We start from the raw sequence: 11726 nt of genomic DNA on the forward strand, positions 1-11726 counted from the left end.
GGGTATCCTTGCCTGCCCAGAGGTGACTAGACTCTGATCATCAGAAATGGAGGTCAGCATGAATGAACCCATCAGTCCGGGGCCGCGCAATGGCATTTTGTCCTTGACCATCAAGGACAGGTCCGTGCTCTACGCAGCCTATATGCCCTTCATCAAGAACGGTGGCCTGTTTATCCCGACCAACAAGAGCTACAAGTTGGGCGATGAGGTCTTCATGCTGCTGCACCTGATGGACGAACCGGAAAAGATCCCGGTCGCCGGCAGGGTCACCTGGATTACCCCCAAAGGTGCCCAGGGCAACCGCGCCGCTGGAGTCGGCGTGCAATTCAACGAAGGCGATAACACCGCGCGCAGTCGAATCGAAACCCATCTGGCCGGAGCCCTGAAGTCCGACCGTCCCACTCATACGATGTAAGTTGCAGCCCTTTTATGCTTGTAGATTCCCATTGCCACCTTGATCGCCTCGACCTCACCGCCCACGACGGCTCCCTGGATGCCGCGCTCGACGCGGCTCGTCAGAGGGGAGTAGGGCACTTTCTGTGCATTGGTGTCAGCGTTGAGAACGCCGCCGATGTCAAAGCCCTGGCCGAACGCTACGACGACGTCGATTGTTCGGTCGGCGTGCATCCGCTGGATGTGCAGCCGGGTGCCGCTCCGGCGCTGGATTGGCTGTTGCGCGAACTCAATCATCCGCGGGTGGTGGCGATCGGGGAAACCGGCCTGGATTACCACTACGAACCGGAAGCGGCAGAGTTGCAGCAGGAGTCGTTCCGCCTGCATCTGCAAGCGGCGCAACAGACCGGCAAGCCGGTAATCATTCATACCCGGGGCGCCCGGGCCGACACCCTCGAACTGCTGCGTGAGGCGGCGCTGCCTCAAGCAGGCGTTCTGCATTGCTTCACCGAAGACTGGGAGATGGCCAAGGCCGCGCTGGATATGGGGTATTACATTTCCTTGTCCGGTATTGTCACTTTTCGCAATGCCGATGCCTTGCGCGATGTGGCCAGCAAAGTGCCGGCCGACCGCTTGCTGGTGGAAACCGACTCGCCGTACCTGGCGCCGATCCCGTATCGCGGCAAACCGAACCTGCCGCAGTACGTGCGTGAGGTAGCGGAATTTCTGGCAATGTTGCGAGGCGAGCCCTACGAGCGATTTGCCGAGCAGACTACCGAGAATTTCAAGCGGTTATTTCCGTTGGCGCACGTCAGGGCATCGGCGTAACGTTGGAAAAAGTCGCAACCTGTGGCGGGCCTTGCTCCCAAATTGCAGGCAAAAAAAACCCGGGTTCTGGGGGGTGAATCCGGGTTAAGACCATTAGGAGTAAAACAAAGGCACGCAATCCTTTGGTACCTTCATCGGCGCGACACTTGGGGGAGATGCCTCGCCGACAGTTGAAGTATTGATCAGTATCGCGCCGAGTCCAGTTTGGTTGGTCGGGTTTTTAAACAAATTTGGAATACGTGCGCTTCGGTTGAGTTCTCATCAACCGGCGAGGTCGCGTGAATTCATCAAGAAACACATATATGGTCGGATGATCCGTGCATTTTTGCGCAAGTTAGGCATAATACGCGGCTTCGAATTTTGACCCCTACAGACCTTTTCTTATGCATAAAGAACCTCGTAAGGTCCGTGAGTTTCGTCGCCGCGAGCAAGAAATTCTCGATACCGCGCTCAAGCTGTTCCTCGAACAAGGTGAAGACAGTGTCACCGTCGAGATGATTGCTGATGCCGTAGGTATCGGCAAAGGCACGATCTACAAGCACTTCAAATCCAAGGCAGAGATCTACCTGCGCCTGATGCTCGACTACGAGCGTGATTTGAACGAGCTGTTGCATTCCGCCGATGTCGATAAGGACAAGGAAGCCCTGTCCCGGGCCTACTTCGAATTCCGCATGCGCGATCCGCAACGCTATCGGTTGTTCGATCGCCTGGAAGAAAAGGTGGTCAAGGGCAACCAGGTACCGGAGATGGTCGAGGAACTGCACAAGATCCGCGCCTCGAACTTCGAACGCCTGACCCTGCTGATCAAGGGCCGGATCAGCGAAGGCAAGCTCGAAGACGTGCCGCCTTACTTCCATTACTGCGCAGCCTGGGCGCTGGTGCATGGCGCCGTGGCGCTGTATCACTCGCCGTTCTGGAGCAATGTGCTGGAAGATCAGGAAGGTTTCTTCCAGTTCCTGATGGACATCGGCGTGCGCATGGGCAACAAGCGCAAGCGCGATACCGACACTCCGAGCAGCTGAGCCATTCAGTTGTCTAATTGCGCCATGAGCCATGATTTAGCTACGTGGCGCAGTACCGCAGGAATATACTCAGGCATAGGGCTTGCTAAAACTTGATTTGTGAGTCAAGTTTTGCGCGTTCGAATCTTCTTTCGCCGGAGTGATCCATGATCGTTGACCGTCAAGGCAGGCGTTTTCGCAATTTGCGGATCAGTCTGACCTCCGCCTGCAACTACGCCTGTACCTACTGCGTGCCCAACGGCAAACGGCTGGTGGCTGCGCAGGATGAGTTGTCGGCCGAGGCGATGGCACGCGGCGTGGCCTATCTGATCGAAGCAGCCGGCATCGAGCGCCTGCGCATTACCGGTGGCGAGCCACTGGTCAGCCCCAAGCTCGAAGCCTTCATGACCGCCGTCGGGCAGATGGGGCTGGCGGACATCAGCCTGACCACCAATGGCCAGCTGTTGGCGAAGAAGCTGCCGCTGCTGGTGGATGCCGGCATTCGACGCATCAACGTTTCCCTCGATACCCTGGACGCCGGGGCTTTCCGCAGCATTGCCCGCGGCGGCGATCTGGCGACCGTGCTCGACGGCATGGCCCAGGCCGCGGCAGCCGGCATGAAGATCAAGGTCAATATGGTGCCGCTGCGTGGGCAAAACCTCGATCAGGTGATGCCATTGCTCGATTACTGCCTGGAACGCGGCTACGAGCTGCGCTTCATCGAGTTGATGCGCATGGGTCACTTGGCCAGTGATTCCAACGCCTTCCTGCAACAGTTCGTCAGCCTTCAGCAATTGCTGAGCCTGATCGGCGAACACTACGAATACCTGCAGGCCGACGCGCCGGTCGATGCCACGGCGGTGCGCTACGAGATTCCGGGACAGGGCCACTTCGGCGTGATCGCCAACGAAAGCGTGCCGTTCTGCCGCACCTGCTCGCGTCTGCGCTTGTCGTCCACTGGCTGGCTGCATGGCTGCCTGTCGTCGAGCAATCGCCACTATGTCGGCGATCTGCTGGACAAACCCCGTCATCAGGCATTGCCGGCCTTGCAGCGACTGCTGGTGAAGGCTCTGGGGGACAAGCAGGAAGTGGCGTTCTCCGGTGGCGCGACCATCATGAAAATCATCGGCGGCTGACCGGGTCTTGCGGTGAAGGGCGCTTGCTGTGGCGAGGGAGCTTGCTCCCGCTGGGGCGCGAAGCGGCCCTAAAATTACCAAACGCTCCGCATTCCCTGGAACTTACGACTGCTGCGCAGCCGAACGGGAGCAAGCTCCCTCGCCACAGGTCTGTTCAGACTGAAAATGCACATGACCTGAGCTGGCGCGGAAGCTGCATCCCTCGGCCATTCGCCGGTTTTCCGTCACCGGCTTCTGGAGGGAAGGATGCGTAGCCTGGTTTTGCTGCTGGCCGTTTTGGCACTTGGCGGCTGCATGAATGTCAGCGATATGGCCGAAGGAACTCGCTACCACATGAGCGACGTGGGGCTGCTGGACCATAGCGACAGCCGTCGCGTGAATAACATCCGCATTCAGCCGGACTCCTTCATCTACATCGCCCAGGGCGCCTTCGCGCCACCGGGCATTGCTTCTCCGCGACCTAACGTGGTGGCCGAAGAAGCCTTCAACGGCTTTATCGAATATTTCCCGATGGTCCGCCGCGCCCGCGCGCCGGAAGGCCTCGACGCCGCCATGGGAGAAGCCCGTGCCTCCGGTGCTCACTACCTGCTCTATACACGTTTTGCCAAGGCCGACGACCGCATCGGCAACGCGGACGATTTGATCGACCAGGAGCGCTCGGATCGCCTCGGGATCGACAGTGGCGTCATTCAGATCATGTTGATCGAGACCAGCACCCAGTATTTGATCGATACTGCACGTATCAAGAGTCGTGGCGGTTTACTGACGTTCTACGATAACAGGCCAGAAGATCTTCTGGGCCCGCCGCTGGAGCAATACGCTCGTAGCCTGTTGGGGCTCAGCGATCAGTAATTAAAAGGAGAACGCCATGAGTGGCCCGCAAAAAGCCAATGACCTGTTGGGACAAATCCCCAAAACCAAAGGTTTGCCACCGGTCCACTTGTGGAACCCCGACTTCTGCGGCGACATCGACATGCGCATCTCTCGCGACGGCACCTGGTATTACCTGGGCACGCCGATCGGGCGCAAGCCGATGGTCAAGCTGTTCTCCACCATCATTCGCCGCGACGGCGATGATTACTTTCTGATTACTCCAGTCGAAAAGGTCGGCATCAAGGTCGACGACGCACCGTTCGTGGCGATAGCCGTGGAAGTCGAAGGCGAGGGTGAGGCTCAGGTCTTGCGCTTTACCACCAACGTCGATGAAACCACCGACGCCGGTGTCGAGCACCCCATGCGCGTGGTGATCGACTCGGTGACTCAGGAGCCCGCGCCGTACGTGCATGTGCGCAGCAACCTTGAAGCGCTGATTCACCGCAATGTGTTCTATCAATTGGTAGAGCTGGCGGTGAGCCGTGAGATTGACGGGCAGAGCTGGCTCGGTGTCTGGAGCGGTGGCGAGTTTTTCCCGATCGGACTTGAGCCGTAAGCGCTGAACCCGAGAAACGAAACGGCCCGTTATTGCAGCGGGCCGTTTTTTATGGGCTTACAAACCCTTGCTCTTGAGCCGGGCGGCGTGTTCAAGGTAGAGCATCACCGGGCTCACGTTCCAACTGTTGATCCCGGCCATCTGGTTGACTGCATCAAAGTGGTCCATGGGGTAATCCGAGCGGATCACTTTGCCCAAATGAGAGCTGTAGCGGCCGACCAGCCCATCATTGGCGTGCTTCTCTTTATAAAATAACTGCGACAGCACTTTACAGTTCAAATGGGTCGGGTCGAGGAGTTGCAGGCTTTGAAAGTTCTGCACGATCCCGCTCCAGGAGTAGTAATACACGCCGTTCTCAACTTCGTTGCCTTCCCCGCCCCAAACCTTTGGCAGCCCTTGCGGGTACTTGCGATTGAAGGCGGCCAGGCCTGCGCTGGTCAGCGATTCGAACGCCGCTTGAGGGTCGATGGGGTTTTCCGGATGGCCACTGATCAACGAAATGAAGGTGCCGACTGCGCCTAACAGGGCTAATACCAAGGCTTCGGGTAATTCTCCGGGTGTCAGTGCCTTGTGCAGTTGGTCGGCAATCTCGGAGCCGTGGTTAGGGCAACTGACCGAGGTGACCGACGCAACCTTTTCCGGGTACAGGGCTGCGACGTAGCGTGCGGCCAGCGGACCTTGGCTATGGCCGATCAGATTGACCTTGGCGGCGCCCGTTTCCCGCAAAATACGGTCGACGTGTTCGAGCAGTTTTTCACCGCGTTCCTCATTGCCGTTGACGGTTGGAATATTCACGGCAAACACCTGGGCACCAGCACGTTCCAGGGCTTCCTCGATTTCGAAGAAGTACGGATAACCGGCGATTCTGTCGAAGCCGAAAAGACCGTGAACCAACACAATGGGGTATTTCGTAGACGCATCCATGTCCATGTTCATACCTGACGATAGCGGATTTTAGTGAAGCAGCCTGATCTGTTGCGGGCTAACCGTAGTTTACAAAGTGGGTGGGTTCAAAGCGCCGGGGGAGTAATCGGACGAACAGTCATGCCTGTGTTGGCAAGAACTCCAGAAAAATCCAATTGACACCCAATCATATGATGATTAGCGTGGGCATCCATTGCGAACGGCTTTCGTGTCGTTTCATTTTTATTTTCACCGGGCGGTGAGGTACCCATGTCCAGCAGTTTTCACGCGTCGACGGTTGATTGGCTGGGGTGCTGGATTGCCGCTGGCCAGGTGAAGCCCGGTCAGACCATCAAGGTTGAAGCCGACTTGGGCGAGCAGCTTGGGGTCAGCCGTACGGTCATCCGCGAAGCGATCAAAACCCTGGTCGCCAAAGGCATGCTCGAAGTCGGGCCGAAGGTCGGCACGCGGGTGTTGCCGGTACGGCGCTGGAACCTCTTCGATCCACAAGTCGTCGGCTGGCTGTCGCGCAGCGGTTTGCCGGAAAACTTCGTCGACGACTTGCTTGACCTGCGTCGTACCATCGAACCGATGGCGGTGCGTTGGGCCTGCGAGCGCGCGACGGTGGAACAAGTGCAAGCCGTGCTTCAGGCCTACAACGCGCTGGAACGAGCCGTAGACAGCGGCATCGATTACAACCGCGCCGACCAGTTCTTCCATGAGTGCATCCTCGCCGCCAGCCACAATCAATTCATCGAACAAATGGTCCCGGCCCTCGGCGCGCTGCTGGCGGTGTCGTTCGAAGTGTCTGCCGCCGACCCGGACGAACTGCGCCGCACCTTGCCGATTCACAAAGACATGGCCGACGCCATCGCCGCCCGGGATGCTGCGCGGGGTGTGTGGGCCTGCATGACCCTGATCGATAACGCCGACCTGGCGATCAAACGGTTTTACCCCCAAGTCATGGCTGACAAGAAGGCAAGCTGACCAGGCTCGCTCCCACATAAAAGCATAAAAAGGAGGTTTCATGACGTGGACTGCGGTTACCGAACACCGTGCGCGACTCGGTGAAGGTCCGTTCTGGGATGCACCGACCCAGGCGCTGTACTGGGTCGATATCGCCGGCCAACAGGCGCTGCGATTGATCGGCGCCAATGTGGAAATCTGGCAGATGCCGGAACACGTGTCCGCATTCATCCCCTGCGAAAGTGGCGATGCCCTGGTGACATTGAGCAGTGGGGTTTATCGGCTGGACCTGAACTCTCCCGGCCTGGAGCCTCGGCTGACCTTGCTCTGTGTGGCCGATCCGCAACCCGGCAATCGCGCCAACGAAGCCCGCTGCGATGCCTTGGGCCGGCTCTGGCTGGGCACCATGCAAAACAACATCGGCGAGCAGGGCGAAGATTTGCCGATCGTGCGCCGCTCCGGTGGCCTGTTTCGCATCGACCGCGATGCTCGGGTCACGCCGCTGCTTCGAGGGCTCGGCATCCCCAACACATTGCTATGGAGCGACGACGGCACAACCCTGTATTTCGCCGACAGCCTCGACGGTACGTTGTACCAACATTTCATCCATACCGACGGCAACCTCGACACCGCCTGCGTCTGGTTTGGCCCCCACGAACGGGGTGGCCCCGACGGCTCGGCGATGGATGCCGAGGGCTATATCTGGAACGCCCGCTGGGACGGCAGTTGCTTGCTCAGGCTGAGCCCGGACGGTCATGTCGATCGGGTGATCGAACTGCCTGTCAGTCGCCCCACCAGTTGCGTGTTTGGTGGCGAAGACTTCAAAACCTTGTACATCACCAGTGCGGCGAGCCCGCTCAACCATCCATTGGATGGTGCGGTGTTGTCGGTTCGAGTCGATGTGCCCGGAAAGCCCTGTCAGAGATTTGCAGGATAAATCCCAAAATATGGGATGCAAAATTATATATTGAGATTTGTTGGTGGCCGGGTTTATAGTCGGCCCCATCAGTTACACGCACTCACACTTAAAAAAACAAAACAGGTGAAGTGATGCAGCGATATTCCACCGTCCTCCCTTGGGGTGACAGTGCTTCAGGCCGCCCCGGCGCCCGGGCGTTTGCACGCCTGCCTGCCTATTCCAAAAAGCCTTTTGACCGGACATCGACAGATGTCCGGTTTTCGTCGTGCCCTCGAACAGGAGTGTTGATCCATGGCTGAACCCCTTTCCTTGCCACCGGTGCCCGAACCGCCGAAGGGTGAGCGCCTGAAAAACAAGGTCGTGCTGTTGACCGGCGCCGCTCAGGGGATCGGCGAAGCGATTGTCGCGACCTTTGCGTCCCAGCAAGCCAAGCTGGTCATCAGCGATATCCAGGCCGAGAAAGTCGAAAAAGTCGCGGCGCATTGGCGTGAACAAGGCGCGGATGTCGTGGCGATCAAGGCCGACGTATCGCGCCAGCAAGACCTGCACGCCATGGCCAAGTTGGCCATTGAGCTTCACGGTCGCATCGACGTGCTGGTCAACTGCGCCGGGGTCAACGTGTTCCGTGATCCGCTGCAAATGACCGAGGACGACTGGCATCGTTGCTTCGCCATCGACCTGGACGGCGCCTGGTATGGCTGCAAAGCCGTGCTGCCGCAGATGATCGAGCAGGGCATCGGCAGCATCATCAACATCGCCTCGACCCATTCCACTCACATCATTCCCGGCTGCTTCCCGTACCCGGTGGCCAAGCATGGCTTGCTCGGGCTGACCCGCGCCTTGGGCATCGAATACGCACCCAAGGGCATTCGCGTCAACGCCATCGCACCGGGCTATATCGAAACCCAACTGAACGTCGACTACTGGAACGGCTTTGCCGACCCTCATGCCGAACGTCAACGGGCCTTCGACTTGCATCCACCGCGCCGCATCGGTCAGCCAATCGAAGTGGCGATGACTGCCGTGTTCCTGGCCAGCGATGAGGCGCCATTCATCAACGCTTCGTGCATCACCATCGATGGTGGTCGTTCGGTCATGTACCACGACTGAATAACTTGGGTTTCAGGCGAAAAACTACGCCTGAAATACAATCATCATACGATATGACTATTGGCTACATGCTTCGACCGCTGTATTGGCTTTCAACTAACGCTCAAAAAAAATAACAAGGAGTCAGCTTATGAAACGTCGTCGTGGGATCCGTTCCCTGTGCTGTGCCGCTTTGGCGGTCACCGCGGTCAGCCTGAGCAGTACGTTGCTGGCGGCCGAGGAAGTGAAGATCGGTTTTCTGGTCAAGCAGGCCGAAGAGCCCTGGTTCCAGACCGAGTGGGCCTTCGCTGAAAAGGCCGCCAAGGACAAGGGCTTCACCGTCATCAAGATCGCTGTGCCTGATGGCGAGAAAACCCTTTCGGCCATCGACAGCCTGGCGGCGAACGGCGCCAAGGGCTTCGTGATCTGCCCGCCGGACGTCTCCCTCGGCCCGGCGATCATGGCCAAGGCCAAGCTCAACGGTTTGAAAGTGATCGCTGTCGATGACCGTTTCGTCGATGCCGGCGGCAAGTTCATGGAGGACGTGCCATACCTCGGCATGGCAGCTTTCGAAGTTGGCCAGAAGCAGGGTGCCGCCATGGCCGCCGAAGCGAAAAAGCGCGGCTGGGACTGGAAACAAACCTATGCGGTGATCAACACCTTCAACGAACTCGATACCGGCAAGAAACGCACCGACGGTTCGGTTAAAGCCCTGGAAGACGCCGGGATGCCGAAAGACCACATTCTGTTCTCGGCCCTGAAAACCCTCGACGTACCTGGCAGCATGGACGCCACCAACTCGGCGCTGGTGAAGCTCCCGAGCGGGGCGAAAAACCTGATCATCGGCGGGATGAACGACAACACCGTGCTGGGCGGCGTGCGCGCCACCGAAAGCGCCGGTTTTGCCGCCGCCAACGTAATCGGTATCGGCATCAACGGCACCGATGCCATCGGCGAACTGAAGAAAGCCAACAGCGGCTTCTTCGGCTCGATGCTGCCGAGCCCGCACATCGAGGGCTACAACACCGCCAGCATGATGCACGAGTGGGTCACCACCGGCAAAGAACCGCCGAAATACACCGCCATGGACGACGTGACGCTGATCACGCGCGACAACTTCAAGCAGGAACTGGAAAAGATCGGCCTGTGGAATTGAGGGTCGGTTGATTTCATTGGCGGCCCCGGTGACGGGGCCGCCTGATCGGTGTGATGAGGTGGGTTATGCACGCACACGTACAAACAGATGAACAGCGCATTGGCGGCAGCCTGCGCTTCAACGGGATCGGCAAAACCTTTCCCGGGGTGAAGGCGCTGGACGGCATCAGCTTCGTCGCGCATCCGGGGCAGGTTCATGCCTTGATGGGCGAGAACGGCGCCGGTAAATCCACACTGCTGAAGATCCTCGGCGGTGCTTACACGCCGAGCAGCGGCGACCTGCGGATCGGCGAGCAGACGAGGGTCTTCAAATCCACTGCCGACAGCATTGGCAGCGGGGTCGCGGTGATCCATCAGGAGCTGCACCTGGTGCCGGAAATGACCGTGGCCGAGAACCTGTTTCTTGGGCATCTGCCGGCAAGTTTCGGCCTGATCAATCGCAGCGTTTTGCGGCAACAGGCACTGGCCTGCCTCAAAGGCCTGGCCGATGAAATCGATCCACAAGAGAAAGTCGGGCGCTTGTCCCTCGGTCAGCGGCAACTGGTGGAAATCGCCAAGGCGCTGTCCCGTGGCGCGCATGTGATTGCGTTCGACGAACCCACCAGCAGCCTGTCGGCGCGGGAGATCGATCGCTTGATGGCGATCATCGGTCGTCTGCGCGACGAAGGCAAAGTGGTGCTCTACGTCTCCCATCGCATGGAAGAGGTCTTCCGCATCTGCAACGCGGTAACGGTGTTCAAGGACGGTCGCTTCGTGCGCACCTTCGAGGACATGAGCGCGCTGACCCATGACCAGTTGGTGACGTGCATGGTCGGCCGCGACATTCAGGACATCTACGATTACCGCAGCCGCCCGCGTGGCGCAGTGGCGCTCAAGGTTGACGGTTTACTGGGGCCGGGTTTGCGTGAACCGGTGAGTTTCGAGGTGCACAAGGGCGAGATTCTGGGTCTGTTCGGCTTGGTTGGCGCGGGCCGCACCGAGCTGTTTCGCATGCTCAGTGGACTTACCCGCAACACGGCCGGACGCCTGGAGTTGCGTGGACATGAACTGAAACTGCGCTCACCGCGCGATGCCATTGCGGCGGGGATTCTGCTGTGCCCCGAGGACCGCAAGAAGGAGGGCATCCTGCCGCTCGCCAGTGTCGCCGAGAACATCAACATCAGTGCTCGTGGTGCTCATTCCACCTTCGGTTGCCTGTTGCGCGGGCTGTGGGAAAAGGGCAACGCCGACAAGCAGATCAAGGCGCTGAAGGTGAAGACGCCCAACGCGGCGCAGAAAATCATGTACCTGTCCGGCGGCAATCAGCAGAAGGCGATTCTCGGTCGCTGGCTGTCGATGCCGATGAAAGTCCTGCTGCTCGATGAGCCTACACGCGGCATCGACATCGGCGCCAAAGCCGAGATCTACCAGATCATCCACAACCTGGCCGCCAGCGGTATTGCGGTGATTGTGGTGTCCAGCGACCTGATGGAAGTCATGGGTATTTCCGACCGCATCCTGGTGCTCTGCGAAGGCACGATGCGCGGCGAACTGACCCGCGAACACGCCAATGAATCCAACCTGCTGCAACTGGCTTTGCCACGCCAACGCGCTGCCGACGTGGCGAACTGAGAGGTGACTATGACCATCCAAAACAACGCTCTGCCAACCCCGCGCAAACCGCTGGACCTGCGACGCTTTCTCGATGACTGGGTAATGCTGCTGGCGGCCGTCGGGATCTTCGTGCTCYGCACCTTGCTGATCGACAACTTCCTGTCGCCGCTGAACATGCGCGGTCTGGGCCTGGCGATTTCCACCACCGGGATTGCCGCCTGCACCATGTTGTATTGCCTGGCGTCGGGGCACTTCGACTTGTCCGTGGGCTCGGTGATTGCCTGCGCCGGCGTGGTCGCGGCGGTGGTGATGCG

General features: G+C 59.1%; 12 protein-coding genes and 1 pseudogene. 12 read left to right on the plus strand and 1 reads right to left on the minus strand.

What is annotated here, in order from left to right; translation table 11 throughout:
• Window positions 1-58 precede the first annotated feature (58 nt).
• The 6 genes from AC1DIS_RS28895 to AC1DIS_RS28920 all read left to right on the plus strand — a co-directional run bounded on the left by AC1DIS_RS28895 (window position 59) and on the right by AC1DIS_RS28920 (window position 4787).
• The gene (locus AC1DIS_RS28895; protein WP_018926214.1) at window positions 59-415 is read left to right on the plus strand and encodes a PilZ domain-containing protein; all 357 of its coding nucleotides are present in this window, start codon (window positions 59-61) and stop codon (window positions 413-415) included.
• 14 nt (window positions 416-429) lie between these two features.
• Window positions 430-1221, plus strand: coding sequence for a TatD family hydrolase (locus tag AC1DIS_RS28900; RefSeq protein ID WP_019582737.1), 792 nt, complete (start codon window positions 430-432; stop codon window positions 1219-1221).
• 383 nt (window positions 1222-1604) lie between these two features.
• A complete protein-coding gene (locus AC1DIS_RS28905; protein ID WP_007942012.1) occupies window positions 1605-2243 on the plus strand; it encodes a TetR/AcrR family transcriptional regulator in 639 nt (212 codons plus the stop codon).
• Between the two features lie 146 nt (window positions 2244-2389).
• Window positions 2390-3358, plus strand: a complete 969-nt coding sequence (locus tag AC1DIS_RS28910) for a GTP 3',8-cyclase MoaA (RefSeq protein WP_018926212.1) — start codon at window positions 2390-2392, stop codon at window positions 3356-3358.
• 246 nt (window positions 3359-3604) lie between these two features.
• Window positions 3605-4210 (plus strand): DUF4823 domain-containing protein, encoded by a 606-nt coding sequence (locus AC1DIS_RS28915; RefSeq protein ID WP_477743480.1) that lies wholly within the window; start codon window positions 3605-3607, stop codon window positions 4208-4210.
• 16 nt (window positions 4211-4226) lie between these two features.
• Window positions 4227-4787 (plus strand): DUF1285 domain-containing protein, encoded by a 561-nt coding sequence (locus tag AC1DIS_RS28920; protein ID WP_064616598.1) that lies wholly within the window; start codon window positions 4227-4229, stop codon window positions 4785-4787.
• Window positions 4788-4844: 57 nt separating this feature from the next.
• Here AC1DIS_RS28920 and AC1DIS_RS28925 read toward each other — a convergent pair whose 3' ends face one another.
• The gene (locus AC1DIS_RS28925) at window positions 4845-5717 is read right to left on the minus strand and encodes an esterase/lipase family protein (RefSeq protein ID WP_019582740.1); all 873 of its coding nucleotides are present in this window, start codon (window positions 5715-5717) and stop codon (window positions 4845-4847) included.
• Between the two features lie 243 nt (window positions 5718-5960).
• Between AC1DIS_RS28925 and AC1DIS_RS28930 the strand changes: the two genes are divergently transcribed.
• The 6 genes and pseudogenes from AC1DIS_RS28930 to AC1DIS_RS28955 form a co-directional block, all read left to right on the plus strand.
• Entirely contained in the window at window positions 5961-6677 is a 717-nt protein-coding gene (locus AC1DIS_RS28930) for a FadR/GntR family transcriptional regulator (RefSeq protein ID WP_018926208.1), read from the plus strand.
• Window positions 6678-6717: 40 nt separating this feature from the next.
• Window positions 6718-7593 (plus strand): SMP-30/gluconolactonase/LRE family protein, encoded by an 876-nt coding sequence (locus AC1DIS_RS28935; protein WP_018926207.1) that lies wholly within the window; start codon window positions 6718-6720, stop codon window positions 7591-7593.
• A 273-nt stretch (window positions 7594-7866) separates the two neighbouring features.
• Window positions 7867-8685 carry an SDR family oxidoreductase gene (locus AC1DIS_RS28940; protein WP_018926206.1) on the plus strand — a complete coding sequence of 273 codons (819 nt, stop codon included), beginning with the start codon at window positions 7867-7869 and terminating at the stop codon, window positions 8683-8685.
• A 130-nt stretch (window positions 8686-8815) separates the two neighbouring features.
• Window positions 8816-9820 carry a substrate-binding domain-containing protein gene (locus tag AC1DIS_RS28945; RefSeq protein ID WP_018926205.1) on the plus strand — a complete coding sequence of 335 codons (1005 nt, stop codon included), beginning with the start codon at window positions 8816-8818 and terminating at the stop codon, window positions 9818-9820.
• 65 nt (window positions 9821-9885) lie between these two features.
• Window positions 9886-11430, plus strand: a complete 1545-nt coding sequence (gene araG / locus AC1DIS_RS28950; RefSeq protein ID WP_019650447.1) for an L-arabinose ABC transporter ATP-binding protein AraG — start codon at window positions 9886-9888, stop codon at window positions 11428-11430.
• Between the two features lie 9 nt (window positions 11431-11439).
• Window positions 11440-11726 (plus strand): annotated as a pseudogene (locus AC1DIS_RS28955) (L-arabinose ABC transporter permease AraH); the annotation flags it as partial.

This window comes from Pseudomonas sp. 05N433, from assembly GCF_056396925.1.

Excerpts from the sequence above, each read along its gene's own strand:
- AC1DIS_RS28895 (WP_018926214.1), top strand. The coding sequence starts at position 59 with ATGAATGAACCCATCAGTCCGGGGCCGCGCAATGGCATTTTGTCCTTG.
- AC1DIS_RS28900 (WP_019582737.1), top strand. The coding sequence starts at position 430 with ATGCTTGTAGATTCCCATTGCCACCTTGATCGCCTCGACCTCACCGCC.
- AC1DIS_RS28905 (WP_007942012.1), top strand. The coding sequence starts at position 1,605 with ATGCATAAAGAACCTCGTAAGGTCCGTGAGTTTCGTCGCCGCGAGCAA.
- AC1DIS_RS28910 (WP_018926212.1), top strand. The coding sequence starts at position 2,390 with ATGATCGTTGACCGTCAAGGCAGGCGTTTTCGCAATTTGCGGATCAGT.
- AC1DIS_RS28915 (WP_477743480.1), top strand. The coding sequence starts at position 3,605 with ATGCGTAGCCTGGTTTTGCTGCTGGCCGTTTTGGCACTTGGCGGCTGC.
- AC1DIS_RS28920 (WP_064616598.1), top strand. The coding sequence starts at position 4,227 with ATGAGTGGCCCGCAAAAAGCCAATGACCTGTTGGGACAAATCCCCAAA.
- AC1DIS_RS28925 (WP_019582740.1), bottom strand. The coding sequence starts at position 5,717 with ATGGACATGGATGCGTCTACGAAATACCCCATTGTGTTGGTTCACGGT.
- AC1DIS_RS28930 (WP_018926208.1), top strand. The coding sequence starts at position 5,961 with ATGTCCAGCAGTTTTCACGCGTCGACGGTTGATTGGCTGGGGTGCTGG.
- AC1DIS_RS28935 (WP_018926207.1), top strand. The coding sequence starts at position 6,718 with ATGACGTGGACTGCGGTTACCGAACACCGTGCGCGACTCGGTGAAGGT.
- AC1DIS_RS28940 (WP_018926206.1), top strand. The coding sequence starts at position 7,867 with ATGGCTGAACCCCTTTCCTTGCCACCGGTGCCCGAACCGCCGAAGGGT.
- AC1DIS_RS28945 (WP_018926205.1), top strand. The coding sequence starts at position 8,816 with ATGAAACGTCGTCGTGGGATCCGTTCCCTGTGCTGTGCCGCTTTGGCG.
- araG (WP_019650447.1), top strand. The coding sequence starts at position 9,886 with ATGCACGCACACGTACAAACAGATGAACAGCGCATTGGCGGCAGCCTG.